The 23,209-nt window shown below is 71.7% G+C and carries 26 protein-coding genes; 17 read left to right on the top strand and 9 right to left on the bottom strand.

Translation table 11 applies throughout. From position 1 onward, the window contains the following. Window positions 1-124: 124 nt before the first annotated feature. The gene (locus ACLQ2N_RS18870; RefSeq protein WP_425814448.1) at window positions 125-487 is read left to right on the top strand and encodes a hypothetical protein; all 363 of its coding nucleotides are present in this window, start codon (window positions 125-127) and stop codon (window positions 485-487) included. An 81-nt stretch (window positions 488-568) separates the two neighbouring features. On the opposite strand, the gene ACLQ2N_RS18865 is transcribed toward ACLQ2N_RS18870, so the two are convergent. The 3 genes from ACLQ2N_RS18865 to ACLQ2N_RS18855 form a co-directional block, all read right to left on the bottom strand. Further along, complete coding sequence (locus ACLQ2N_RS18865; RefSeq protein WP_425814446.1) at window positions 569-1,582, bottom strand: COX15/CtaA family protein; 1,014 nt, start codon at window positions 1,580-1,582, stop codon at window positions 569-571. A gap of 98 nt (window positions 1,583-1,680) precedes the next feature. After that, a complete protein-coding gene (locus tag ACLQ2N_RS18860) occupies window positions 1,681-2,448 on the bottom strand; it encodes an ABC transporter permease (RefSeq protein ID WP_164628617.1) in 768 nt (255 codons plus the stop codon). Further along, the gene (locus tag ACLQ2N_RS18855; RefSeq protein WP_425814444.1) at window positions 2,445-3,377 is read right to left on the bottom strand and encodes an ABC transporter ATP-binding protein; all 933 of its coding nucleotides are present in this window, start codon (window positions 3,375-3,377) and stop codon (window positions 2,445-2,447) included. The genes ACLQ2N_RS18860 and ACLQ2N_RS18855 overlap by 4 nt, the downstream gene beginning before the upstream one ends. A 136-nt stretch (window positions 3,378-3,513) precedes the next feature. Here ACLQ2N_RS18855 and ACLQ2N_RS18850 point away from each other — a divergent pair, with 136 nt between their 5' ends. The 9 genes from ACLQ2N_RS18850 to ACLQ2N_RS18810 all read left to right on the top strand — a co-directional run bounded on the left by ACLQ2N_RS18850 (window position 3,514) and on the right by ACLQ2N_RS18810 (window position 10,560). Further along, window positions 3,514-4,254 (top strand): helix-turn-helix transcriptional regulator, encoded by a 741-nt coding sequence (locus ACLQ2N_RS18850; RefSeq protein WP_425814442.1) that lies wholly within the window; start codon window positions 3,514-3,516, stop codon window positions 4,252-4,254. Continuing rightward, on the top strand, window positions 4,251-5,672 hold the full coding sequence (sufB, locus tag ACLQ2N_RS18845) for a Fe-S cluster assembly protein SufB (protein WP_425814440.1): 1,422 nt from the start codon (window positions 4,251-4,253) through the stop codon (window positions 5,670-5,672). The genes ACLQ2N_RS18850 and sufB overlap by 4 nt, the downstream gene beginning before the upstream one ends. 83 nt (window positions 5,673-5,755) lie before the next feature. Next, window positions 5,756-6,937 carry a Fe-S cluster assembly protein SufD gene (sufD, locus tag ACLQ2N_RS18840; RefSeq protein WP_425814438.1) on the top strand — a complete coding sequence of 394 codons (1,182 nt, stop codon included), beginning with the start codon at window positions 5,756-5,758 and terminating at the stop codon, window positions 6,935-6,937. Continuing rightward, window positions 6,937-7,254, top strand: a complete 318-nt coding sequence (locus tag ACLQ2N_RS18835) for a bifunctional 3-phenylpropionate/cinnamic acid dioxygenase ferredoxin subunit (RefSeq protein WP_018555702.1) — start codon at window positions 6,937-6,939, stop codon at window positions 7,252-7,254. The genes sufD and ACLQ2N_RS18835 overlap by 1 nt, the downstream gene beginning before the upstream one ends. Before the next feature lie 7 nt (window positions 7,255-7,261). Then, a complete protein-coding gene (gene sufC, locus ACLQ2N_RS18830; protein ID WP_073968339.1) occupies window positions 7,262-8,026 on the top strand; it encodes a Fe-S cluster assembly ATPase SufC in 765 nt (254 codons plus the stop codon). Beyond that, window positions 8,023-9,279: a cysteine desulfurase gene (locus tag ACLQ2N_RS18825; RefSeq protein WP_425814435.1), complete on the top strand. Its 1,257-nt coding sequence runs from the start codon at window positions 8,023-8,025 to the stop codon at window positions 9,277-9,279. The genes sufC and ACLQ2N_RS18825 overlap by 4 nt, the downstream gene beginning before the upstream one ends. A gap of 20 nt (window positions 9,280-9,299) precedes the next feature. Beyond that, a complete protein-coding gene (gene sufU / locus ACLQ2N_RS18820; protein ID WP_073968341.1) occupies window positions 9,300-9,755 on the top strand; it encodes a Fe-S cluster assembly sulfur transfer protein SufU in 456 nt (151 codons plus the stop codon). Then, window positions 9,752-10,090, top strand: coding sequence for a metal-sulfur cluster assembly factor (locus ACLQ2N_RS18815; protein ID WP_018104628.1), 339 nt, complete (start codon window positions 9,752-9,754; stop codon window positions 10,088-10,090). Before sufU ends, ACLQ2N_RS18815 begins: the two co-directional genes overlap by 4 nt. Window positions 10,091-10,194: 104 nt before the next feature. Beyond that, on the top strand, window positions 10,195-10,560 hold the full coding sequence (locus ACLQ2N_RS18810) for a VOC family protein (protein ID WP_425814432.1): 366 nt from the start codon (window positions 10,195-10,197) through the stop codon (window positions 10,558-10,560). Between the two features lie 19 nt (window positions 10,561-10,579). Here ACLQ2N_RS18810 and ACLQ2N_RS18805 read toward each other — a convergent pair whose 3' ends face one another. Then, window positions 10,580-11,599, bottom strand: coding sequence for a hypothetical protein (locus tag ACLQ2N_RS18805; RefSeq protein WP_425815007.1), 1,020 nt, complete (start codon window positions 11,597-11,599; stop codon window positions 10,580-10,582). 150 nt (window positions 11,600-11,749) lie between these two features. Between ACLQ2N_RS18805 and ACLQ2N_RS18800 the strand changes: the two genes are divergently transcribed. Both ACLQ2N_RS18800 and ACLQ2N_RS18795 read left to right on the top strand, forming a co-directional pair. After that, a complete protein-coding gene (locus ACLQ2N_RS18800) occupies window positions 11,750-12,070 on the top strand; it encodes a DMT family transporter (RefSeq protein WP_143618885.1) in 321 nt (106 codons plus the stop codon). Continuing rightward, complete coding sequence (locus ACLQ2N_RS18795) at window positions 12,070-12,606, top strand: TetR/AcrR family transcriptional regulator (protein WP_425814430.1); 537 nt, start codon at window positions 12,070-12,072, stop codon at window positions 12,604-12,606. Before ACLQ2N_RS18800 ends, ACLQ2N_RS18795 begins: the two co-directional genes overlap by 1 nt. Before the next feature lie 15 nt (window positions 12,607-12,621). Here ACLQ2N_RS18795 and ACLQ2N_RS18790 read toward each other — a convergent pair whose 3' ends face one another. After that, window positions 12,622-13,503, bottom strand: coding sequence for a winged helix-turn-helix transcriptional regulator (locus ACLQ2N_RS18790; protein ID WP_425814428.1), 882 nt, complete (start codon window positions 13,501-13,503; stop codon window positions 12,622-12,624). A 151-nt stretch (window positions 13,504-13,654) separates the two neighbouring features. On the opposite strand from ACLQ2N_RS18790, the gene ACLQ2N_RS18785 reads away from it, so the two are divergent. Both ACLQ2N_RS18785 and dapD read left to right on the top strand, forming a co-directional pair. Continuing rightward, entirely contained in the window at window positions 13,655-14,908 is a 1,254-nt protein-coding gene (locus ACLQ2N_RS18785) for an MFS transporter (RefSeq protein ID WP_425814426.1), read from the top strand. Between the two features lie 10 nt (window positions 14,909-14,918). After that, window positions 14,919-15,908 carry a 2,3,4,5-tetrahydropyridine-2,6-dicarboxylate N-succinyltransferase gene (dapD, locus tag ACLQ2N_RS18780; protein WP_425814424.1) on the top strand — a complete coding sequence of 330 codons (990 nt, stop codon included), beginning with the start codon at window positions 14,919-14,921 and terminating at the stop codon, window positions 15,906-15,908. Here the strand turns inward: dapD and dapA are convergent. Further along, complete coding sequence (gene dapA / locus ACLQ2N_RS18775) at window positions 15,905-16,798, bottom strand: 4-hydroxy-tetrahydrodipicolinate synthase (RefSeq protein WP_425814422.1); 894 nt, start codon at window positions 16,796-16,798, stop codon at window positions 15,905-15,907. The two genes, dapD and dapA, sit on opposite strands and share 4 nt — an antisense overlap. Before the next feature lie 113 nt (window positions 16,799-16,911). Continuing rightward, the gene (locus ACLQ2N_RS18770) at window positions 16,912-17,355 is read right to left on the bottom strand and encodes a GNAT family N-acetyltransferase (RefSeq protein ID WP_425814420.1); all 444 of its coding nucleotides are present in this window, start codon (window positions 17,353-17,355) and stop codon (window positions 16,912-16,914) included. A gap of 221 nt (window positions 17,356-17,576) precedes the next feature. Here ACLQ2N_RS18770 and ACLQ2N_RS18765 point away from each other — a divergent pair, with 221 nt between their 5' ends. From ACLQ2N_RS18765 to ACLQ2N_RS18755, 3 genes are all read left to right on the top strand, one after another. Continuing rightward, window positions 17,577-19,094 carry a hypothetical protein gene (locus ACLQ2N_RS18765; protein WP_425814418.1) on the top strand — a complete coding sequence of 506 codons (1,518 nt, stop codon included), beginning with the start codon at window positions 17,577-17,579 and terminating at the stop codon, window positions 19,092-19,094. A gap of 144 nt (window positions 19,095-19,238) precedes the next feature. After that, window positions 19,239-20,705, top strand: coding sequence for an alkaline phosphatase PhoX (locus ACLQ2N_RS18760; protein WP_425814416.1), 1,467 nt, complete (start codon window positions 19,239-19,241; stop codon window positions 20,703-20,705). 46 nt (window positions 20,706-20,751) lie between these two features. Further along, entirely contained in the window at window positions 20,752-20,982 is a 231-nt protein-coding gene (locus ACLQ2N_RS18755; protein WP_018104640.1) for a CarD family transcriptional regulator, read from the top strand. Window positions 20,983-21,043: 61 nt separating this feature from the next. Here ACLQ2N_RS18755 and ACLQ2N_RS18750 read toward each other — a convergent pair whose 3' ends face one another. Both ACLQ2N_RS18750 and ACLQ2N_RS18745 read right to left on the bottom strand, forming a co-directional pair. Then, complete coding sequence (locus ACLQ2N_RS18750) at window positions 21,044-22,237, bottom strand: TerD family protein (protein WP_425814414.1); 1,194 nt, start codon at window positions 22,235-22,237, stop codon at window positions 21,044-21,046. An 88-nt stretch (window positions 22,238-22,325) separates the two neighbouring features. Beyond that, window positions 22,326-23,141, bottom strand: a complete 816-nt coding sequence (locus tag ACLQ2N_RS18745) for an NAD-dependent epimerase/dehydratase family protein (RefSeq protein WP_425814412.1) — start codon at window positions 23,139-23,141, stop codon at window positions 22,326-22,328. Window positions 23,142-23,209 lie beyond the last annotated feature (68 nt).

Below are 23,209 nucleotides of genomic sequence, written 5' to 3'. Positions count from 1 at the left end.
GGCGCGGGGGGGGTTCTCCCGTCGGGGGGTCCCCCCGGGGGGCCGGCGGGGGGGCGGGCCGGGGGCCCACCCCCCCCCCCCCCGCCCGTCGCCGGTTGATCTACCCGCCGGTAGCATCCTGTCCATGGCAGAGACGGCAGAGGCTGAGACCCAGCAGGTGGACGGCAGGCGGGCGGCGCGCGCGGAGCGCAGGGCGGCCCGGCTGGCCAAGCAGATCGGCGCCTTCGCGAAGGCGCACGGCGGTGCCGAGGGGCAGGTCGCCTACCTCGGACAGATGGGCGCCCGCATCGTCCTGGTGGGCGAGGACGGCGACTGGGGCGATCTGGTCGCCCCCTCGTACGAGATCGCCGAGAGCGCCGCGCGGAAGTCGGGGATCACGCTTCACGAGGCCTTCGACGGCGAGTTCGCGGCGAAGGTGCGCACGGGCCCGTACGAGTGGAGCCGGATGGCCGGCATCCAGGTCGGCGGCCCGTCCAACGCGGCCTGACGCCGGAAACGGACCGGGGCTCCCGCTCCGACGGCGTACAGCCGTGGAGCGGGAGCCCCGGTCCGTTCGTGTGCGCCCGCCTCAGCCGGCCACGGCGGGCTCCGCCTGGTCGACCGCCGGTTCCGGCACCACGGCGACGGCCACCGGCCGCTCCCGCAGCGACAGCAGGACGCGTACGACCCCGATCCACACCAGGCACGAGCCGAACATGTGCAGCCCGACCAGGATCTCCGGGGTGTCGGTGAAGTACTGCACATAGCCGATCACACCCTGACCCAGCAGGATCAGGAACAGCTCCCGGGTCCGGTGCAGCGGCCCGACCGGCGCGTCCACGGCCTTCAGGACGAACCAGAGCGCGACGGTCAGCGCCACCACGACCCAGGCCAGGTCCGCGTGCAGCTGGGCGACCATCTTCCAGTCGACCGGAATGCGGTGCACGTCGCTGGAGTCGCCCGCGTGCCGCCCGGCGCCCGTGACCACCGTGCCCACGGCGACCAGGAGCCCCGCCGCGACCGCCAGCAGCCAGGCCAGCTGCGCGACCGCCTTGCCGACCAGCGGCCGCGGCGCCCCGTCGCCCTCACGGGTCCGCTGCCAGGTCATCAGGGCGACCGTGAGCAGCGCGGTGGACAGCAGGAAGTGCGCCGCCACGGTGTACGGGTTCAGCCCGACGAGCACGACGATGCCGCCGAGCACCGCGTTGCCCATCACGACCCAGAACTGCAGCCAGCCGAGCCGGGTGACGCCGCGCCGCCAGGGCTTCGCGGAACGCGCCGCGATGATCGCCCAGCCGACGGCCGCGCACAGCACGTACGTGAGCATGCGGTTGCCGAACTCGATGGCGCCGTGAAAGCCCATCGCGCTCGTCGCCGTCAGGCTCTCGTCGGTGCACTTGGGCCAGGTCGGGCAGCCGAGGCCGGAGCCGGTGAGCCGGACGGCGCCGCCGGTCACGACGATGACGACGGCCATCACGACCGCGGACATGGCCGCGCGGCGCACCGTCCGGGGCTCGGGCGTCCAGCGTTCGGCGATGTACAGCAGCGGATTGCGCAGGGCTTGAGCGACTTCGGCTCGGGTCAGCTTGGGCACGCGCACCATGGTAGGACGCCGCTTGTGCAAGCTTTCACGAGGGGACCCCGCCCTGACCGGTGCGACGCTCCCTTGGGGGACGAAGCAGGACCCAAAGGTGTCCCGGCTCACTCCCAGCGGAAGAACCGGGCCGCCGCGCCGAGCCCCAGCACCGTCCAGACCGCCAGGATGCCCAGGTCGCCCCACGGCATCCCGGCGCCGTGTTGGAGGACGTCCCGCAGCCCGTCCGAGAGGGCCGCGATCGGCAGCAGGCCCAGCACCGACTGCACCGCGTCCGGGAACTTCTCCAGCGGCACGATCACCCCGCCGCCCACCAGGAGGAGCAGGAAGACCAGGTTGGCCGCAGCCAGCGTCGCCTCCGCCTTCAGCGTCCCGGCCATCAGCAGCCCGAGCCCCGAGAAGGCGGCGGTCCCCAGCACCAGGAGCAGCAGCACCGCGAGCGGGTTGCCGTGCGGCGACCAGCCGAGCGCGAAGGCGATCACCGTCAGCAGGATCACCTGGAGGACTTCGGTGACCAGCACGGACAGGGTCTTCGCGGTCATCAGCGCCCAGCGGGGCAGCGGTGAGGCGCCGAGCCGCTTGAGCACCCCGTAGCGCCGCTCGAAGCCGGTGGCGATGGCCTGGCCGGTGAAGGCGGTCGACATGACGGCCAGCGCCAGCACGCCGGGCGTGAGGAAGTCGACCGGCTCGCCCGTGCCGGTGTCCACGATGTCCACGGAGCTGAAGAGCACCAGCAGCAGGGTCGGGATGACCACGGTCAGCAGCAGCTGCTCACCGTTGCGCAGCAGCATCCGGGTCTCCAGCGCGGTCTGCGCGGCGATCATGCGCGGCAGCGGGGCGGCGCCCGGCCGGGGGGTGTACGTACCGGCGCTCATGCGCGCAGCTCCTTGCCGGTCAGTTCGAGGAAGACGTCCTCCAGGGTGTGGCGCTCGACGGAGATGCCGGAGGGCATCACGCCGTGCTGCGCGCACCAGGAGGTCACGGTGGCCAGCAGCTGCGGGTCGATGTCACCGGTGATGCGGTACGCGCCGGAGCTCAGCTCGTCGGCCTGCGTGCCGTCGGGCAGCGCCTTGAGCAGCGAGCCGAGGTCGAGCCCGGGGCGGCCGGTGAAGCGCAGGGTGTTCTCGGCGCCGCCCCGGCACAGGGCCTCGGGGGAGCCGTGGGCGACGATCCGGCCGGCGTCGATGACGGCGACCTCGTCGGCCAGCTCCTCCGCCTCGTCCATGAAGTGGGTGGTGAGCACCACGCTCACGCCGTCGGCGCGCAGCTCCCGGACCAGGTCCCAGGTGGAGCGGCGGGCCTGCGGGTCGAGGCCCGCGGTGGGTTCGTCCAGGAAGACCAGCTCGGGCCGGCCGACGACCGCCATGGCCAGCGCGAGCCGCTGCTGCTGGCCGCCGGAGAGCCTGCGGTAGGAGGTCCGGCCGCAGGAGCCGAGGCCGAGCCGTTCGATCAGGGCGTCGACGTCGAGCGGGTGGGCGTGCAGCCTGGCCGTGTGGCGGAGCATCTCGTCGGCGCGGGCGCCGGAGTAGATCCCGCCCGACTGGAGCATCACGCCGATCCGGGGGCGCAGCCGCGCGGCGTCGGCGACGGGGTCGAGGCCGAGGACCCGGACGGACCCGCCGTCGGGGCGGCGGTAGCCCTCGCACGTCTCGATGGTGGTGGTCTTGCCGGCGCCGTTGGGGCCGAGCACGGCGGTGACCGCGCCGGCCGGGATCTCCAGATCGAGGCCGTCCACCGCGGTCCTGTCGCCGTACCGCTTCACCAGGCCGCTGATCCGGACGGCCGGGCGGGGCTCGCTGTTCATGGCGAATGAGTCTAGGCAGCAGTCGGCCGGTCCCCGGCCCCGGGGCCCGATTAGGTGACCCTAAGTGATGGAGAGCACCGATGATCGTTTCGGACCGTGGTTGTCACGGCCGGTGGAATTACGCAACAATGGCGTTGTGAAATACGCGGGCGAGGCTCCCCAGGAGGAACTCGCGACCGGTGAGCGCTCGACGCGCAACCGTGTCGCGCGGTCCATCCTGGACCACGGCCCGTCCACCGTCGCGGAGCTGGCGAAGCGCCTGGGGCTCACCCAGGCCGCAGTGCGCCGCCATCTCGACGCGCTCACCTGCGACGGCGTCGTGGAGGCCCGCGAGAAGCGGGTCTACGGGGCCCGGACCCGCGGCCGTCCGGCCAAGGTCTTCGCCCTCACCGACTGCGGCCGGGACGCCTTCGACCAGTCCTACGACACGCTCGCCGCGGACGCCCTGCGCTGGATCGCCGAGACCGCGGGCGACGAAGCGGTCATGGCGTTCGCCCGGGCCAGGACCGCCGAGCAGTCGGCGGCATACCGTGCGGCGATCGAGTCCGCGGACCCCGAGGCACGTACGGAGGCGCTGGCCAAGGCGCTCTCCGCCGACGGGTACGCTGCTACGGCGCGCAGCGCGCCGGGCCCGCAGCAGGGTGAGCAGCTGTGCCAGCACCACTGCCCGGTCGCGCATGTCGCCGAGCGGTACCCGCAGCTGTGCGAGGCGGAGACGGAGATCTTCTCCAGCCTCCTGGGGACCCATGTGCAGCGTCTGGCCACCATCGCCCACGGCGACGGGGTGTGCACGACGTACATTCCGCGCAGCGGACACCCCACCCCACAGACCACCGATTCAGCATCTGCAAGCACGGCCGGGAGGAACCCCGCATGACGCTCCCCACGGAGACTGCCCACCCTGAGCTCGATGGCCTGGGCACGTACGAATTCGGCTGGGCCGACTCCGACGCGGCAGGCGCGGCGGCCAAGCGCGGCCTCTCCGAGGCCGTCGTCCGCGACATCTCGGAGAAGAAGAACGAGCCCGAGTGGATGCTGAAGCTGCGGCTCAAGGGCCTGAGGCTCTTCGACAAGAAGCCGATGCCGAACTGGGGCTCGGACCTGTCGGGCATCGACTTCGACAACATCAAGTACTTCGTCCGCTCGACGGAGAAGCAGGCGGCCTCCTGGGACGACCTGCCCGAGGACATCAAGAACACGTACGACAAGCTCGGCATCCCGGAGGCGGAGAAGCAGCGCCTCGTCGCCGGTGTCGCCGCGCAGTACGAGTCCGAGGTCGTCTACCACCAGATCCGTGAGGACCTGGAGGAGCAGGGCGTCATCTTCGTCGACACCGACACCGCGCTGAAGGAGCACGAGGAGCTCTTCAAGGAGTACTTCGGCACCGTCATCCCGGTCGGCGACAACAAGTTCGCGTCGCTGAACACGGCCGTGTGGTCCGGCGGTTCCTTCATCTACGTGCCCAAGGGCGTCCACGTCGACATCCCGCTCCAGGCGTACTTCCGTATCAACACGGAGAACATGGGCCAGTTCGAGCGGACGCTGATCATCGTGGACGAGGACGCCTACGTCCACTACGTCGAGGGCTGCACGGCCCCGATCTACTCCTCCGACTCGCTGCACTCCGCGGTCGTCGAGATCATCGTGAAGAAGGGCGGCCGCTGCCGCTACACGACGATCCAGAACTGGTCGAACAACGTCTACAACCTGGTCACCAAGCGCGCCGTGGCCTACGAGGGCGCGACCATGGAGTGGGTCGACGGCAACATCGGATCCAAGGTCACCATGAAGTACCCGGCCGTCTACCTGATGGGCGAGCACGCCAAGGGCGAGACCCTGTCCATCGCCTTCGCGGGCGAGGGCCAGCACCAGGACGCCGGCGCCAAGATGGTCCACATGGCCCCGAACACCTCGTCCAACATCGTCTCCAAGTCGGTGGCGCGAGGCGGCGGCCGCACCTCGTACCGCGGTCTGATCGAGATCGGCGAGGGCGCGCCGGGCGCGAAGTCCAACGTCCTGTGCGACGCGCTGCTCGTGGACACGATCTCCCGGTCCGACACCTACCCGTACGTGGACGTCCGCGAGGACGACGTGTCGATGGGCCACGAGGCGACCGTCTCCAAGGTCTCCGAGGACCAGCTCTTCTACCTGATGAGCCGCGGCATGACCGAGTTCGAGGCGATGGCGATGATCGTGCGCGGCTTCGTCGAGCCGATCGCCAAGGAGCTCCCGATGGAGTACGCCCTGGAGCTCAACCGGCTGATCGAGCTGCAGATGGAGGGTTCGGTCGGCTAGTGCCGCCGAGGCCGGCCCGTCGGGGCCGGCCGCCGAGTCCCCCTGACACCTGTCCGACCGAGAAAGCGAGCACTACGACAGCCATGGCTGAGGCTCAGAACATCCCCGCGGGGTCCACCACCGCCGGTTCCATCGCGGTGGCCGCGGAGTCGACCGTCGCCACGCGCATGAGCGCCCCCCCGTCCTTCGACGTCGCGGACTTCCCCGTCCCGCACGGCCGCGAGGAGGAGTGGCGGTTCACCCCGCTGGAGCGGCTGCGCGGTCTGCACGACGGCACCGCCGCCGCCACCGGCAGCGGTGTGAAGGTCGCCATCGAGGCCCCCGAGGGCGTCGTGGTCGAGACCGTCGGCCGCGACGACGCCCGGCTGGGCAAGGCCGGCAAGCCGGTCGACCGGGTGGCCGCGCAGGCGTACTCGTCCTTCGAGCAGGCCCACGTCGTCACGGTTCCCAAGGAAGCCGTGCTGACCGAGCCGATCCGGATCGCCGTGCACGGCGAGGGCGGCGTCGCCTACGGCCACCAGGTCGTGGAGCTGGGTGCCTTCGCCGAGGCCGTCGTCGTCATCGACCACACCGGTGACGCGGTGCTCGCCGCCAACGTCGACTACGTCCTGGGCGACGGCGCCAAGCTGACCGTCGTCTCCGTGCAGGACTGGGACGAGCGCGCGGTCCACGTCGGCCAGCACAACGCGCTGGTCGGCCGGGACGCCTCGTTCAAGTCCGTCGTCGTCACCTTCGGCGGCGACGTGGTCCGGCTGCACCCCCGGGTCGCGTACGCGGGCACCGGCGGCGAGGCCGAGCTGTTCGGCCTGTACTTCACCGACAGGGGCCAGCACCAGGAGCACCGCCTCCTGGTCGACCACAACACCCCGCACTGCAAGTCGAACGTGGCCTACAAGGGCGCGCTCCAGGGCGACGAGGCACACGCGGTGTGGATCGGCGACGTGCTCATCCAGGCCGCCGCCGAGGGCACCGACACCTACGAGATGAACCGCAACCTGGTCCTCACGGACGGCGCGCGGGTCGACTCGGTGCCGAACCTGGAGATCGAGACCGGCGAGATCGTCGGCGCCGGCCACGCCTCCGCGACCGGCCGCTTCGACGACGAGCAGCTGTTCTACCTCCAGTCCCGCGGTATCCCGGCCGAGGAGGCCCGCCGCCTCGTCGTGCGCGGCTTCTTCGCCGAGCTGGTCCAGCAGATCGGTCTGCCGGACGTCGAGGCCCGGCTGCTCGACAAGATCGAGGCGGAGCTGGAGGCGTCGGTCTGATGGCCTTCGTCAAAGCCTGTGCGCTGAGCGAGCTGGAGGACGACACCCCCAAGCGGGTGGAGCTCGACGGCACGCCGGTCTCCGTCGTCCGCACCGAGGGCGAGGTGTTCGCGATCAACGACATCTGCTCGCACGCGAACGTCTCGCTGTCCGAGGGCGAGGTCGAGGACTGCTCGATCGAGTGCTGGCTGCACGGATCGAGCTTCGACCTGCGCACCGGCAAGCCGTCCGGCCTTCCCGCGACGCGCCCCGTCCCCGTATACCCCGTCAAGATCGAAGGGGACGATGTGCTCGTCTCCGTCACCCAGGAGTCCTGAGTCACCCATGGCAACGCTTGAAATCCGCGACCTGCACGTCTCCGTCGAGGCCGACAACGCCACGAAGGAGATCCTCAAGGGCGTCGACCTGACCGTGAAGCAGGGCGAGACCCACGCCATCATGGGCCCCAACGGGTCCGGCAAGTCCACCCTCGCGTACTCCCTCGCAGGCCACCCCAAGTACACGATCACCAGCGGCACGGTGACCCTGGACGGCGAGGACGTCCTGGAGATGTCCGTGGACGAGCGGGCCCGCGCCGGCCTGTTCCTCGCCATGCAGTACCCGGTCGAGATCCCCGGTGTCTCGGTCTCCAACTTCCTGCGCACCTCCGCCACCGCCGTCCGCGGCGAGGCGCCCAAGCTGCGTACCTGGGTGAAGGAGGTCAAGGAGACGATGGCCCAGCTCCAGATGGACCCGGCCTTCGCCGAGCGCAACGTCAACGAGGGCTTCTCCGGCGGTGAGAAGAAGCGCCACGAGATCCTCCAGCTGGAGCTCCTCAAGCCGAAGGTCGCCATCCTCGACGAGACCGACTCCGGTCTGGACGTCGACGCCCTGCGCATCGTCTCCGAGGGCGTCAACCGGGTCCGTGAGACCGGTGAGGTCGGCACCCTGCTGATCACGCACTACACCCGGATCCTCCGGTACATCAAGCCCGATTTCGTGCACGTGTTCGCCAACGGCCGGATCGCCGAGTCCGGCGGCGCCGAGCTGGCAGACAAGCTGGAGAACGAGGGCTACGAGGCATACGTGAAGGGTGGCGCTGCCGCGTGACATATCTGCCGGGCCTCCTCGACACCGAGGCGATCCGCAAGGACTTCCCCCTCCTGGACCGCACGGTCCACGATGGCAAGAAGATCGTGTACCTGGACAGCGCGGCGACCTCGCAGAAGCCGCGCCAGGTCCTCGACGCCCTCAACGAGTACTACGAGCGGCACAACGCCAACGTGCACCGCGGGGTGTACACGATCGCGGAGGAGGCCACGGCGCTGTACGAGGGCGCCCGTGACAAGGTCGCCGCCTTCATCAACGCGCCCAGCCGCGACGAGGTCATCTTCACGAAGAACGCCTCGGAGTCGCTGAACCTCGTGGCCAACATGCTCGGCTGGGCCGACGAGCCCTACCGGGTCGACCACGAGACCGAGATCGTCACCACGGAGATGGAGCACCACTCCAACATCGTCCCCTGGCAGCTGCTCTCGCAGCGCACGGGCGCGAAGCTGAAGTGGTTCGGCATCACCGACGACGGCCGGCTCGACCTGTCCAACATCGACGAGATCATCACCGAGAAGACGAAGATCGTCTCCTTCACGCTGGTCTCGAACATCATGGGCACGCACAACCCGGTCGAGCAGATCGTCCGCCGCGCCCAGGAGGTCGGTGCGCTCGTCTGCGTCGACGCCTCCCAGGCGGCCCCGCACATGGTGCTCGACGTGCAGGCGCTCCAGGCCGACTTCGTGGCCTTCACCGGTCACAAGATGGTCGGTCCGACCGGCATCGGCGTGCTCTGGGGACGGCAGGAACTCCTGGAGGACCTGCCGCCGTTCCTGGGCGGCGGCGAGATGATCGAGACCGTGTCGATGCACTCGTCGACGTACGCGCCCGCGCCGCACAAGTTCGAGGCCGGTACGCCCCCGATCGCCCAGGCCGTCGGCCTCGGCGCGGCCGTGGACTACCTTTCGGCGATCGGCATGGAGAACATCCACCGCCACGAGCAGGCCATCACCGCCTACGCGGTGAAGCGCCTCCTGGAGGTGCCGGACCTCCGGATCATCGGCCCGGCCACCGCGGAGGACCGCGGCGCGACGATCTCCTTCACGCTCGGCGACATCCATCCGCACGACGTGGGACAGGTGCTGGACGAACTGGGCATCGCGGTCCGGGTCGGCCACCACTGCGCCCGCCCGGTCTGCCTGCGGTACGGAATTCCTGCGACGACGCGAGCGTCGTTCTATCTGTACTCCACGCCCGCCGAGGTCGACGCCCTGGTGGACGGCCTGGAACACGTCCGGAATTTTTTCGCCTAGACGCGGCTGGGGATTGACTCGTGAAGCTGGATTCCATGTACCAGGAAGTGATCCTGGACCACTACAAGCACCCCCACGGACGCGGTCTGCGGGACGGCGACGCCGAGGTGCACCACGTCAATCCGACGTGTGGTGACGAGATCACGCTGCGGGTGCGGTACGACGGCGAGACCATCGCCGACGTGAGTTACGAGGGCCAGGGCTGCTCCATCAGCCAGGCCAGCGCCTCCGTGCTGAACGAGCTGCTGGTCGGCAAGGAGCTGGGCGAGGCGCAGAAGATCCAGGCCGCGTTCCTGGAACTGATGCAGTCGAAGGGGCAGCTGGAGCCCGACGACGCGATGGAGGAGGTGCTGGAGGACGCGGTCGCGTTCGCCGGCGTCTCCAAGTACCCGGCCCGGGTGAAATGCGCGCTGCTGAGTTGGATGGCGTGGAAGGACGCGACGGCGCAGGCGCTGTCCGAAGGGAAGACCGCATGAGCGACAACGAGACCGTGACGACCAAGCCGGCCTCCGAGGAGGAGGTCCGCGAAGCGCTGTACGACGTGGTCGACCCCGAGCTGGGCATCGACGTCGTCAACCTGGGGCTGATCTACGGCATCCACATCGACGACGCCAACATCGCCACCCTCGACATGACCCTGACGTCCGCGGCCTGTCCGCTGACCGACGTCATCGAGGACCAGGCGAAGTCCGCGACGGACGGCATCGTCAACGAACTCCGGATCAACTGGGTCTGGATGCCGCCGTGGGGCCCGGACAAGATCACGGACGACGGCCGCGAGCAGCTGCGCGCGCTGGGCTTCAACGTCTGAGCCTGCGCGTACGACGCGCACGACCCGTACGACCGAAACGGCCCCGGCATCCGCCGGGGCCGTTTCGGCGTGGTCCTCGTGGGGGCGCAGGGCAGACTGTGTCCATGGCTCTTCGCTTCTATCAGCTCGCCGTCGATGCCCACGATCTCCCCGCCCAGGCGCGTTTCTGGTGCGCCGCCCTGGACTGGCGGGTGCTTTACGAGGACGCGGACGAGATCGTCATCGGGGCCGACGAGGCCGCGCTGCCCGGCATCTGCTTCCTGCCCGTGCCCGAGGACAAGGCGGTCAAGAACCGGCTGCACATCGACCTCTCGCCGGACGACCAGGCCGCCGAGGTCGAGCGGCTGATCGGGCTCGGTGCCCGGCGCGTCGAGGTCGGCCAGCCGTCGGACGTGACGTGGGTGGTGCTGGCCGACCCGGAGGGCAACGAGTTCTGCGTGCTGCGCCCGAAGAGGACGCTCACCGACTGAGGCCGGGGCGCCGGGGCCGCTACGCCGTGTATCGCGGTGGTGCCGCGGCGGCCTCGGCGAGGACCGGTGCCAGGTTCTCGGTGCGGATGCGCCGGTCCACGTACAGCAGCCCGGTGACCAGGGGCGGGAACACCGCGACGATCAGCTGGCTCACCAGCTGGCCGAGTACCCCGACGACCAGGTAGCCGCCGAGTGCGGTGATCATCGCGGCCGGGTGGGTGTTCTCGTCGAAGGCGGCGCCGCCCAGTGCGCCCGTGAACATGCCGAGGAGGCTGAACGGCAGCTGGATGATGTAGCCCGCCACGGAGGCGATCATGCCCGCGAGCAGCGTCATCCCGCAGATCCGCCACCAGTCGCCGCGCACCAGCAGGGCCGAGCGGCGCATCGACGCCACGGGCCCCTGGTTCTCGAACACGGCGGCCGAAGGGGCGAGCGACAGCCGCACCCAGAGCCAGAGGGCCAGCGGGATGAAGGCGAGGAAGCAGATCGCGCCCACGACGATCAGTGCCACCGCGGCCCCGCCGCCGTCCGTGGCGACCGCGGCGATGATGCCCCCGGTGAGCGCGGCGATCGCCAGCACCATCGGCACCATGGTGATCAGCCCGGTCAGCAGCAGCGTGCCGATCACCGCGGGCGTCCGCGCCCAGGCCCGCCGCCAGATCGCGGAGAACGTCGTCGGCCGGCCCAGCACCGCTTCCTGGAGGACCGCCGGCACCGCCGCGTAGACCACGGCCGAGGCGATCACCATCGCGAGGAGCCCCAGCAGCACGACCACGCCGAACGCGACGATCACCGGCACCACGTCCCCGGAGGCGGCGCTCTCGCCCTCGTCCAGCTCGAACAGCCGGTCCAGATGGTCCGAGACCGCCGAGTACGCGACGGCGACCGCCGCGCCCACCACGACCAGCGCCCCGCCGTACAGCGCCGCACCCACCGCGAAGAGCTGCTTGCCGTAGCGGCCCAGCGTCGCGAACGCGCCGTTGAATATGTCCCCCAGCCTCAACGGCCCCAGGGGTATGACCCCCGGTTTCGGCGGCATCCAGCCACCGCCCCAGCCGCCCCACCCTGCGTCCTGCGTCACTGCCGCTCCGTTTGTCTGTTCGATCATGTACCGGACGGACCACGGTAGCGCCCCCGCTCCCCGGTGACTCCGGCCGTGCGCGCCCCGCCGTTGCGTACACTCGTACACATGGGATACGGACTGCTCGCCGCGGCCATCGCGGCGGAGGTGGCGGGGACGACCGCCATGAAGTACAGCGAGGGATTCACCCGGCTGTGGCCCTCGCTGATCACTGTCGCCGGTTATCTGCTGGCCTTCTCCCTGCTCGCCCAGACCCTCAAGACCCTGTCCGTCGGCACCGCCTACGCGATCTGGGCGGGCGTCGGCACCGCGGCCGTGGCCCTCATCGGGATGTTCTTCCTGGGGGAGTCCGCCAGTCCGCTCAAGGCGCTCGGCGTGGTGCTGGTCATCGCCGGTGTGGTGGTGCTCAATCTGGGCGGGGCGCACTGATGGCGCGGCGGTACGACCCCGAGCGGCGCGACCGGATCATCGACGCGGCGATCCGGGTGGTCGGCGAGCGGGGGATCGCCGGGTTGAGCCACCGCTCCGTCGCCGCCGAGGCCGATGTGCCGCTGGGCTCGACCACGTACCACTTCACCTCGCTGGACGAACTGCTGATCGCCGCCCTGCGCAGGACCAACGAGAACTTCGCCGCCGTCCTGCGCGAGAGCCCCGCCCTCGCCGACCCGGAGGCGGACCTCGCCGCAGAACTCGCCCGGCTGCTCGGAAAGTTCTTCGCGGGCGGGCGCGGCCGGGCCGAGCTGGAGTACGAGCTGTATCTCGCCGCCGTGCGCAGGCCCGCGCTGCGCCCGGTCGCCGCCGAGTGGACCGACGGCGTGACCGCCCTGCTCCGCCCGCGCACCGGCCCGGCCACCGCACGCGCCCTGGTCGCCCTGATGGACGGCATCTGCATCCAGGTGCTGCTCACGGGTGGTGCGTACGACGAGGCGTACGCACGGGAGATGCTGGGGCGGGTCGCGGGCTGAGGGAATCCGGCGCGGTCAGCGGCCGGCCGGGTCCCTCACCGCGGCCAGGGCGGCCCGCACGCTCGCCTCGATGTCGGTGACCGGGTACAGCACTTCGCGGACCGTGCGGGCCCGGTCCACCACCAGGGTCAGCCGTTTGGCGCGGACGATTCCGCCGGCGCGGAACGTCGGCAGGCGCAGGGCGGCGGTCAGTTCCAGGCCGGCGTCGGAGAGGAGCGGGAAGCGCACGTGCTCCGCCTCGGCGAACGCCGCCTGCTCGTCGGGGCGTTGTGTGGAGACGCCGTGCACGCTCGCGCCCGCCGCCGTGAAGTCGGCCAGCTGGTCGCGGTAGGTGCACGATTCGAGGGTGCAGCCGCGGGCGCCGGGGATGCCGGACCAGCCCGGGGGATAGGACTCCTGGCGGGCGTAGGCGCCGGGGAAGAAGTACAGGACGGTGTACGGCGTGTCCGCCACCGGGTCCCGGCGGTCGCCGTCCGCGCCCGGCAGGGTCAGGTCCGGCACGCGCGTCCCGCGCAGCGCGTGCACGCGCGCGGCCTCCCGCGAGGACTCGTCCGTGGTCGCCATCGTCTCCCCGTCTCCCCTCACCCAGGCGTCGCCCCAGTCCTGGAGCGCGATCAGTACCGGCAGCAGGGCCCGGCCGCGCGGGGTCAGCCGGTACTCGTGGCGCACCGGCCGCTCCTGGTACGGCTCGCGGGAGAGCACCCCCGCGTCGACCAGGAGCCGCAGCCGTTCCGTCAGGACCTTGCGCGAGACACCCAGTTCGCGCTGGAGCGCGTCGAACCGGTGCACGCCGCGCGCGGTGTCCCGCACGATCAGCAGGGTCCACCAGTCACCGACCACGTCGAGCGCCTGTGCGATGGCGCAGTCGGCGTCGGCCTGGCTGACGCGCTGGGGCATGGGGGCCTCCTCGGTGGTCCGGGGAGGCCATTCAACTCCATCGGGCCGCGTTGACCTGCGGAATCCATGCTGCCATAGTCAGTTCCCAAAAGGAACTCATTGGCTTCGCTGCTGGTGTTCCGCCGGTTTTCCGCTGGGGAGGGGCGTTCGGATGGGGATGCTGAGAGGTGTGCCGCACACGGTGCGACTGCTGGCCTTCGGGGTGTTCTTCAACGCGGTGGTGAGCTTCACGTTCGTCTACCTCTTCGTCTATCTGACGGGCCCGCGCGGGCTCTCCGTCACCCAGGCCGGGCTGCTCACGGGCATCGGCGGCGTCGGCCTGGTCGCGGGGAACTTCACCGGCGGCTGGTTCGGCGACCGCTACGGGCACCGCCGGATGCTGCTGCTCGGCGCCTGTGTGAGCGGCGCGGTGCTCGTCGCCCTGCCCGCGCTGCCGCTCGCCGCGCTGTACGCCGCGCTGCCGCTCGCCCAGTACGCGAGCGGCGTCGTGCGCGCCGCGAACTCCGCACTGGTGGCCGTCTCCGTCCCGGAGGGCGGCCGGCGCCAGAGCTTCGCCCTGACCCGCTTCGCCTCCAACGGTGGCTTCACCCTCGGACCGCCCGCCGGGGCGCTGATCGCCGCCCGCTTCTCCTACGACTGGCTGTTCCTCGCCGACGGCGTCGGCACCCTGCTCTTCGCCTGCTACGCGGCCCGCGTCCTTCCCGCCCGGGGCACCGCGCACTCCCGCCCCGCGCCCCCGCCGCCCGGCGCCCCGGGGGTGTGGCGCGAACTGCTGGCCAGGCCCGCCGTCCCGGCCCTGCTCGCCGCGATCGTCTGCGTGGACGTCGTCTACCGCCAGCAGTACTCCACCCTGCCGGTCTTCCTCGCGGACCACGGACACGGCACCGCGTTCTACGGCTGGCTCATCGCCGTGAACGGCGGGGTCATCCTCTGCCTGGAACTGCCCGCCGCCCACGCCCTGCGCGCCCGCGCCCCGCTGGGCATCATCGGCGCCGGACTGCTCCTGGTCGCGGCCGGGTACGCGCTGCTGATCCCGGGCGCGGGGGCCGGGTACGCCGTCCTGATGATGGTCTCCCTCACCTTCGGCGAGATCCTGTACAAGACCCCCGCCACGGCGTACGTCGCCGATCAGGCGCCCGCCCACGCGCAGGGCCGCTTCCAGAGCCTGTACGCGGGTGCCTCGATCAGCGGCCAGGTGCTGGCCCCGCCGCTGGGCGGTGCCCTGTACGCCGCCGCGCCCGCGCTGCTCTGGCCCGCCTGCGCGGTCCTCGCCTGCCTGGCGGGATGCGCGGTGCTCGCGGCGCGGCGGCTGCCCGCGCCGGCCGCGGCGGTGCGGGCAGCCGGTCCGGCGGCGCGTCGCCCGGACGCTGAGACCGGTTCGCCCGCGCGGCTCCCGTCCGGTTAGGTTTCTGGTCATGACCGACACGACTTCCCCCCGTACCACCGGCGCCGTCGCCGCCGGCCTCGCCACCATCGCCGGCGACGGTGCCGTCCTCGACACCTGGTTCCCCGCCCCCGAACTCACCGCCGAGCCCGGCCCCGCCGGAACCGAGCGGCTCGGCCCCGACCAGGCCGTCAACCTGCTGGGCGAGGGCGCCGCCAAGGCCATCGGCGTGGACGCCCGCCGCGGGGTCGAGGTCGTCGCCGTGCGTACGGTCATCGCCTCGCTCGACGACAAGCCGCTCGACGCCCACGACGTCTACCTGCGCCTGCACCTGCTCTCGCACCGCCTGGTCCAGCCGCACGGGCAGAACCTGGACGGCATCTTCGCCCACCTCGCCAACGTCGCCTGGACCTCGCTCGGCCCCGTCGCCGTGGACGACCTGGAGAAGGTGCGGCTCAACGCCCGCGCCGAGGGCCTGCACCTCCAGGTCACCTCCGTCGACAAGTTCCCCCGCATGACGGACTACGTGGCGCCGAAGGGCGTGCGGATCGCCGATGCCGACCGGGTGCGCCTCGGCGCGCACCTCGCCTCCGGCACGACCGTGATGCACGAGGGCTTCGTCAACTTCAACGCCGGCACGCTCGGCACGTCCATGGTCGAGGGGCGCATCTCCGCCGGTGTCGTCATCGGTGACGGCTCGGACATCGGCGGCGGCGCCTCCACCATGGGCACGCTCTCCGGCGGCGGCAAGGAGCGCATCGTGATCGGCGAGCGCTGCCTGGTCGGCGCGGAGGCCGGGGTCGGCATCGCGCTCGGCGACGAGTGCGTCGTGGAGGCGGGTCTCTACGTCACCGCCGGCACCCGGGTCACCATGCCGGACGGCCAGGTGGTCAAGGCCCGCGAGCTCTCCGGGGCCTCGAACATCCTCTTCCGCCGCAACTCGGTCACCGGAGCCGTCGAGGCCCGCCCGAACAACGCGGTCTGGGGCGGCCTCAACGACGTCCTGCACAGCAACGACTAAGCGGCCACGAGGAGTTCCTCGTACGCCGCACGCAGCCCGTCGGACGCCTCGAGCCCGGCGGGCTGCAGCGGTTCCCGCACCGGGCCCGCGGCCAGCAGCGCCTTCGCGGTCACCGTGCCGGGCAGCCCGGACGCCATCATCAGCGTGGTCAGCGGGGCGAGCCGCGCGTTCAGCCGGGCGGCCCCTTCCGTGTCCCCGGCGTCGAACGCGTCCAGCACCGCCCGCATCCGGCCCGGCACCACGTTGGCGACCGTGCTCACGTACCCGGCGCCGCCCACCGCGTACAGCGGCAGGTTCAGCTCCTCGCAGCCCGAGTAGTACGCGAGCCCGCCGGTGGCGATCACCCGGGTCGCCGTCAGCAGGTCCTGCGAGCAGTCCTTCACGGCCACGATGCGCGGGTGCTCCGCGAGCCTGAGCAGCGTCTCCGGCTCGATGCGGGTGCCGGTGCGGGCGGGGATGTCGTACAGCATCACCGGCAGGCCCGCCGCGTCCGCGATCCGCCGGAAGTGCGCCTCCACGGCCGCCTGCGGGGGCCTGCTGTAGTACGGGGTCACCACCAGGAGCCCGTCCGCGCCCGCCCGTTCGGCCTGGTGCGCCAGCTCGATCGTGTGCCGGGTGTCCGCGGTGCCGACGCCCGCCACCAGCGGCACGTCCGGGCCGACCGCTTCGCGCACCGCGCGCAGCAGCTCCGCCTTCTCCGCGTCGGAGGTGGTCGGGGACTCGCCGGTCGTACCGCTGAGCACCAGCCCGTCGCAGCCGCCCGCGACCAGAGCCGCGGCGTGCGCTGCGGCGGCCTTCCGGTCGAGGGTGCCGTCGGCGGTGAACGGCGTGATCATGGCACAGAGGGCGCGGCCGAAGGGGCGCGGGCGGGCGGCGGCGGAAGGCGTCATACCGGCAGTCTCGGCCCGCCGGACCGTGAAGGTCCACTTAGATCTGCTGCGGGTGAAGGTGAAGCAACACTCAATCATCGCCGGAAGTGGGGGCTGCTGGGCAATCCGGGCGCTCAGAGGAAGAGCTTGAAGCCCTCGTGGCTCGCGGCGAACCCCAGCGAGGTGTAGAAGCGGTGCGCGTCCGTCCGGCTCCGGTTGCTGGTGAGCTGCACCAGCGCGCAGCCGCGCAGCCGGGCCCGCTCCACCGCGAGCTCCATCAGCCGCCGTCCAAGGCCGCCGCCCCGGCGGTCCGCCCTGATCCGCACGGCCTCGATCAGCGCCCGCTCGGCGCCGCCCTTGCCGAGCCCCGGGATGTAGGTGGCCTGAAGGCAGCCCACCACCGCCCCGTCCGCCTCCAGCACCAGGATCTCGTTGCGCGCGTCGGCCGTGATGTCGGCGAACGCCTTCTCGTACGCCTCGCCCACCACGACCGAAGCGGGGTCGGTCACCGCGTTCTCGTCGGCGAGCAGGGCGAGCACGGCGGGCAGGTCGGAGCGGGTGGCGGTACGCAGATTCACGCCCCGGATTCTGGCACGGGCGCCCCGGCGCCGGGCGGGGCGGTCCGAGGTGCCGGAGCGCGTGCCCGCATTCCGGTCGGCACGCGGCGAAATGCGTCTACGCTGGGGGCGTGTTCCGCACGTTTCACCCGCCCCGCCACAGGCCCTGGGCCCCGCGGCACACGTCCTGAGCCGGCCGGTCCGGCGACCGAAACCCCCGTACGTTCCGAGGAGACCCCCTGATGTCCGCAGAGCGCCCGACCCTGCCGCCGGTCCGGCTGCACACCGAGGCCGAGCTGGCACGGGACGCGCTGGCCGCGCCGCTGCTCGCCCGTGCCGCACGGCTCGCCCGCTGGGCCGGCCCGGACACCAGGGTCGGCGCCGGCGGCGAACTGTCCGACGCGCAGCTGCCCGCCGCCGCCGAACTCCTCGGCCTCAGCCCGGACGAGGACGGCGCGGCCGAGGCCAGCGAGGCGTGGCGGCTCGCCGTGGACACCGGTCTTGTCGAGATCGACGACCCCGCCGGTGGGACGGGAGACCCGGACGCCGGCTTCGGCGGGGACGAGGGCTACGGCGAGGACGACGAGCCCGGCGGAGAGGAGCCGGCCGGGACCGTCACGCCCGGCGAGAACCTGGCGCTGCTGACCGGGGGTTCACCGGCGGACGTCCTCGCGATCTGGCTCGACGGCCTGGAGGCCGCGTACGCCGACGCCACCGCGCCCGCCTTCGACGATTTCGCGGACCTCATCGGCGAGGACGGCTCGGTCGACTTCGACGCGCTCGACTGGGACCCGGAGACCGAGACGGAGCTCCTGGACAGCGTCCTCGGCAACCTCTACCGGCTCACCGTCGGCGAAGGCGCGGACGGGGCGCCCGTCCCGCTGCCCGCGCTCGCCGCCTCGGTGATCGTCCCCGACGACATGGGCGAGCCCACCGACGACATCCTGGAGCTGGTCTCGGACGCGATGATGCGGCTGGACGACCAGTTCCAGGTCCTCGAACCCATCGGCATCGTCGAGTACCAGCCGGTGGACGAGGCGCTGCTGGTCGAGGAGGGCGAGGACGCCCTGTCCCCGGGCGACGAGGAGGACGTCACCCGGTACGGCATGGTCCGGCTGACGCCCCTCGGCCTCTACGGCATCCGCGCCCGCATGCTGGACGCCGGAGTGGACGCCCCGGCGATCGGGGACCTCGCGGACAAGGGCGCCGACGCGCTCCTCGGCGGCGTCGCCCACTACCCGGAGGCCGCCGCGCGCGCCGAGATCCAGCTGTGGCTCACCCGCCGAGGGCCGGACGGCGCCGCCGCCGAACTCCTGGACGCCGCCCGGGGCGCGGACGAGCTGGGGCCCTTGCGCAGGCTGCACTGCCAGCAGGCGCTCGCCCTGGTCGGCGCCGAGGCGGAGCCCGCCGTGCGCGCGGTGCTCGACGACCCGGAACTCGGCGGCCTGGCCCGCGTCTGGCTCGCCGAACGCGGCGCGGAGGGCGTCCCGGCCCCCTCGGAGGCGATGATCTTCTGGCTCGCCATCGACACGATCGCGGCCCAGTTGGAGGCCGCCGGCGACCTCGAAGAGCTCCAGGGCCTGGTCGAGGGCCTGTCGGGCCAGCACAGCGGCTTCTTCGAGGAGGCGTGGCGTGTCGACCACCCGGCCACGGCGGACGTCCTGGAGGCGATGGGGCGGCTGCACAGCGACAAGAAGCAGGCCAAGGACGCCCGCAAGGCCGCGTTCAAGGCGCGCTCGCGCGGCGGTTCGGCCGACTGATCGGGCGTACCGCGACGGTGCGAGGGGCGGCCGAAGTTCACCGAACGGGTCGCCCCGAAGTCGTCGCGGGTTCAACTGGTGTTGGGGAACAGACGGAACGGTGAGCCCGTCAACAGCACGCCCCCGCAGCACCAGGAGTACGTGATGGCCTTCACGCGCAGGGAATTCACCAGACAGTCCGCCCTCACCGGCGCCGGCATCGCCCTCACCGGAACCGTCGCCGCGCTGGCCACCGCCCCCGGCGCCCTCGCCGCCGGGGGCCCGGCGCACGGCCACGACGACCACGGCCACGACGACCACGGCCACGGCCATGAGCACGGCCCCGGGTACGGCCCGCTGCGCCCCGACCCGAAGGGCATACTCGCGCTGCCCGCCGGATTCTCGTACCGGATCATCACGCACTGCGGGGTCACCAAGCTGGACAGCGGCGAGTACACGCCGTCCAACCACGACGGCACGGCCGCCTTCGAGGGCCCGCGCGGGGTGACCCTGCTGGTCAACAACCACGAGCTGAGCGGCACCCGGGCCGGCTGGGAGCACCCCGTGCCCCTCACCGACGGCCTGGTCTACGACCCGGTCGCGGCGGGCGGCTGCACCGTCGTGGAGACCCGCCGCGACGGCCGCACCGCCGAGTGGGTCGGCATCGCCGGCACCTCCACCAACTGCGCGGGCGGCGCCACCCCGTGGGACACCTGGCTCACCTGCGAGGAGACCGAGGACAAGGCCGGCAAGAACGGCCTTCTGAAGGACCACGGCTACGTCTTCGAGGTCGACCCGTACGACAAGCGCGCCAACCGCTCGCCGCGCCCCATCAAGGCGTTCGGCCGGTACGCGCACGAGGCGGTCGTCATCGACCCCAAGCAGGGACACGCCTACCTCACCGAGGACGCCTCGGGCCCCAACGGTCTGCTCTACCGCTGGGTGCCGCCGCACGGCTTCCGGCACGGCCGGGGCAAGCTGCGCACCCTCGCCGACGACGCCGGGGTCCTCCAGGCGTTCAAGTGCTTCGACAAGAACGGCACGTTCGTCGACGACCTCTCCCGGGCCACGAAGACCGGCACCGTGTACGGCGTGGACTGGGTGGACGTGCCGGACCGCGACGCCAGGTCCGTCTCGGTGCGCAAGCAGTTCGCGGACGGCGCGGTCACCCGTGCCCGCAAGCTGGAGGGCATGTGGTGGGCCGACGGAGGCGCGTACATCGTGTCCTCCTTCGCCCGCGCCGAGAGCCCGGTCCAGCACGACGGGCAGGTCTGGTTCTACGACCCGAAGCGCCGCACGCTGACCCTGAAGGTGCTCCTGGGCGTCAACCCGGACCCGTCGAAGGACGGCGCGTTCGACGGCCCGGACAACATCACCGTCTCGCCGTACGGCGGCCTGGTCATCGCCGAGGACGGCGAGGGCGTCCAGCACCTCTTCGGGGCGACCGAGAGCGGCCGTACGTACCCGATCGCGCGCAACGAGCTGAACATCGGCAGCGCGCAGGAGCCGGAGTACAGCGAGTTCACCGGGGTCACCTTCTCCCCGGACGGGCGGACGCTGTTCGCGAACATCCAGACCCCGGGAATCATGGTCGCGATCACCGGTCCGTGGAAGCGGCAGCCCAACCGTTAACTGCGGGGCATGGCGTCGGGCTCTTCGGGGGCGCATACTCGACTTAATGAAACAGTCAGCCGGCTCCCGGCGCCACCTGCCGTCCAGTCCCTTCAACCGCCCGGCCCAGGCGGCCCCACCGGTCGAATTGTTCGACGTGGGTGACCGGGTCTCGCACGACCAGTTCGGTCTCGGACGCGTCCTCGCCGTCGAGGGCGACAACGACGCGGTGCTCATCGACTTCGCGGGCCGACAGGGCCGCATCATGAGCCCGTACTCCAAGCTCACGAAGCTCTGAGGCCGTCACACAGGGGCCGTCCGCCAGCCGCGCGGACGGCCCCTGAGTCGTGCCCGGAGCCCTACAGGGCCTGGGCGGCCGGTTTGACCATGCCCCGGACGGTCCGCGACTTCACGAAGTCACCGAGCGCGGTCATCTCCCACTCGCCGGAGAACTGTTTGATCAGCTTGGCCATCATCACGCCGGTCTGCGGCTCGGCCCCGGTCAGGTCGAAGCGGACGAGCTCCTCGTCGGTGGCGGCGTCGACCAGCCGGCAGTACGCCTTGGCCACCTCGGTGAACTTCTGGCCCGTGAACGAGTTGACCGTGAACACCAGGCCCGTCGCCTCCGCCGGGATCCGGCCCAGGTCCACGACGATCACCTCGTCGTCCCCCGCGCCCTCACCGGTGAGATTGTCCCCGGAGTGCTTGATCGCGCCGTTCAGGACGGACAGCTTGCCGAAGTAGCAGCTGTCGAGGTGGTTGCGCCGGGGGCCGTAGACGATGACGGAGGCGTCCAGGTCGATGTCCTTGCCCCGGAAGGCGGGCTCCCAGCCGAGGCCCATCTTGACCTGGGAGAGCAGCGGGCGCCCCGCCTTGACCAGCGAGACCGTCTCGTTCTTCCGGAGGCTGACCCGGCCCTTGTCCAGGTTGATCCGGCCGGGCGCGGGCGGTGTCGCGGGGGCCGCCGGGGGCGCGGGGGCGGTGACCGGTGCCGGGGCGGCGTGGGCGGGGGCGGTGACCGGTGCCGGGGCGGCCGGGGTGGCGGCGGGGGGCTCCTCGACCGTGACGCCGAAGTCCGTGGCGATGCCGGCCAGGCCGTTCGCATAGCCCTGGCCGACCGCGCGGACCTTCCAGGCGTCGCCGCGCCGGTAGACCTCCATGATCACGAGCGCGGTCTCGGCGCCCAGCCCGGGCGGGGTGAAGGAGGCGATCACGGCGCCGTCGTCCGCGTTGCGCACGGTGGCGGTCGGCTCGACGCCCTGGAAGGTCCGGCCGGCGGCGTCCGGGCTGGCCGTGACGACGATCTTCTCGATGCCGGCGGGCACCGACGCGGTGTCCACGACGACGGCGTCCGGCGCGCTGCCGCCGCCGGAGCGGTAGCTCACGCCGGGGCCCGCGGGCTGGTTGTAGAAGATGAAGTCGTCGTCGGAGCGCACCTTGCCGTCGGCGGTGAGCAGCAGGCCCGAGACGTCGAGCCGCACGGGCGCGGCGACGTCCACCGCCACGCGGACGGCGGTGAGCGGAAGGTTCGAGCCAGGTGTCATAGCGGTCATGCAGGATGAACGAACGACCCGGCTTTGCCGTTCCCTTACCTTTCGGCGACTTCGCCCGTACGGCGGAATGGTCCCTTCCGGGCCCTGGTCAGTGCGGCCAGACCGGCGGGTTGGTGCAGAAGTGGCCACCGAGGTGGGCGTGGTCCGGGTTGGCCGGGTCCAGCTCGCCCTGTTCCGCGACGAGCTTCGCCGCGTACGGCTCCGAGTCGTCGCGCGGTTCGTAGCCCAGCGCGCGGGCCGAGGTGAGGTCCCACCACAGCCGGGTGTTGTCCGACGAGCCGTACACCACGGTGTGGCCGACGTCCTCGGCGGTGAGCGCGGCGTCGAAGAGCCGGGCGCCGTCGGCGGGGCTCATCCACACCGAGAGCATCCGTACGGACGTCGGCTCCGGGAAGCAGGAGCCGATGCGGACGGAGACCGTCTCCACCCCGTGCAGGTCCCAGTACAGCTGGGCGAGGTCCTCGCCGAACGACTTGGAGAGGCCGTAGAAGGTGTCGGGGCGGCGCGGGGTCTGGACCGGGATCAGCGGATCGCCCGGCAGCGGGCGCGGGGTGAAGCCCACCGCGTGGTTGGACGAGGCGAACACGACGCGGCGGACGCCTGCCTCGCGCGCGGCCTCGTAGAGGTTGTACGTGCCCTCGATGTTCGCCTTGAGGATCTTGTCGAACGAGGCTTCCAGGGAGATGCCCGCGAGGTGGATGATCGCGTCGACCCCCGTCACGGCCGCGCGCAGCGCCTCCCGGTCCCCGAGGTCGGCCGTGATCGCGTCCGGCTCGCCCTCGACCGGCACCATGTCGAAGAGGCGCAGCGTGTAGCCGTGGGCGGGCAGCAGCTCGCGCATCAGCGTGCCGAGGCCGCCGGCGGCGCCGGTGAGCAGGACGGTGCGGGGCTTTTCGGCGGGCATGCGGGGTCTCCTCTTGGATCAGGTTCACATGCGTGGACAAGGTATGCGGGGGCCCGGGAGGCGTCAAG

Origin of the sequence: Streptomyces sp. DT224, from assembly GCF_049844595.1 — a bacterium.
In the GTDB taxonomy this organism is placed as follows: Bacteria; Actinomycetota; Actinomycetes; order Streptomycetales; family Streptomycetaceae; genus Streptomyces.
The sequence above is the reverse complement of the archived record's forward strand: the minus strand, read 5'-3'. Positions and strand labels throughout refer to the sequence as shown.

Bases quoted from the DNA above. Each gene is read 5' to 3' on its own strand.
- ACLQ2N_RS18870 (WP_425814448.1), top strand. From the start codon at position 125: ATGGCAGAGACGGCAGAGGCTGAGACCCAGCAGGTGGACGGCAGGCGG.
- ACLQ2N_RS18865 (WP_425814446.1), bottom strand. From the start codon at position 1,582: ATGGTGCGCGTGCCCAAGCTGACCCGAGCCGAAGTCGCTCAAGCCCTG.
- ACLQ2N_RS18860 (WP_164628617.1), bottom strand. From the start codon at position 2,448: ATGAGCGCCGGTACGTACACCCCCCGGCCGGGCGCCGCCCCGCTGCCG.
- ACLQ2N_RS18855 (WP_425814444.1), bottom strand. From the start codon at position 3,377: ATGAACAGCGAGCCCCGCCCGGCCGTCCGGATCAGCGGCCTGGTGAAG.
- sufB (WP_425814440.1), top strand. From the start codon at position 4,251: ATGACGCTCCCCACGGAGACTGCCCACCCTGAGCTCGATGGCCTGGGC.
- sufD (WP_425814438.1), top strand. From the start codon at position 5,756: ATGGCTGAGGCTCAGAACATCCCCGCGGGGTCCACCACCGCCGGTTCC.
- ACLQ2N_RS18835 (WP_018555702.1), top strand. From the start codon at position 6,937: ATGGCCTTCGTCAAAGCCTGTGCGCTGAGCGAGCTGGAGGACGACACC.
- sufC (WP_073968339.1), top strand. From the start codon at position 7,262: ATGGCAACGCTTGAAATCCGCGACCTGCACGTCTCCGTCGAGGCCGAC.
- ACLQ2N_RS18815 (WP_018104628.1), top strand. From the start codon at position 9,752: ATGAGCGACAACGAGACCGTGACGACCAAGCCGGCCTCCGAGGAGGAG.
- ACLQ2N_RS18810 (WP_425814432.1), top strand. From the start codon at position 10,195: ATGGCTCTTCGCTTCTATCAGCTCGCCGTCGATGCCCACGATCTCCCC.
- ACLQ2N_RS18805 (WP_425815007.1), bottom strand. From the start codon at position 11,599: ATGCCGCCGAAACCGGGGGTCATACCCCTGGGGCCGTTGAGGCTGGGG.
- ACLQ2N_RS18800 (WP_143618885.1), top strand. From the start codon at position 11,750: ATGGGATACGGACTGCTCGCCGCGGCCATCGCGGCGGAGGTGGCGGGG.
- ACLQ2N_RS18795 (WP_425814430.1), top strand. From the start codon at position 12,070: ATGGCGCGGCGGTACGACCCCGAGCGGCGCGACCGGATCATCGACGCG.
- ACLQ2N_RS18790 (WP_425814428.1), bottom strand. From the start codon at position 13,503: ATGCCCCAGCGCGTCAGCCAGGCCGACGCCGACTGCGCCATCGCACAG.
- ACLQ2N_RS18785 (WP_425814426.1), top strand. From the start codon at position 13,655: ATGGGGATGCTGAGAGGTGTGCCGCACACGGTGCGACTGCTGGCCTTC.
- dapD (WP_425814424.1), top strand. From the start codon at position 14,919: ATGACCGACACGACTTCCCCCCGTACCACCGGCGCCGTCGCCGCCGGC.
- dapA (WP_425814422.1), bottom strand. From the start codon at position 16,798: ATGACGCCTTCCGCCGCCGCCCGCCCGCGCCCCTTCGGCCGCGCCCTC.
- ACLQ2N_RS18765 (WP_425814418.1), top strand. From the start codon at position 17,577: ATGTCCGCAGAGCGCCCGACCCTGCCGCCGGTCCGGCTGCACACCGAG.
- ACLQ2N_RS18760 (WP_425814416.1), top strand. From the start codon at position 19,239: ATGGCCTTCACGCGCAGGGAATTCACCAGACAGTCCGCCCTCACCGGC.
- ACLQ2N_RS18755 (WP_018104640.1), top strand. From the start codon at position 20,752: ATGAAACAGTCAGCCGGCTCCCGGCGCCACCTGCCGTCCAGTCCCTTC.
- ACLQ2N_RS18750 (WP_425814414.1), bottom strand. From the start codon at position 22,237: ATGACCGCTATGACACCTGGCTCGAACCTTCCGCTCACCGCCGTCCGC.
- ACLQ2N_RS18745 (WP_425814412.1), bottom strand. From the start codon at position 23,141: ATGCCCGCCGAAAAGCCCCGCACCGTCCTGCTCACCGGCGCCGCCGGC.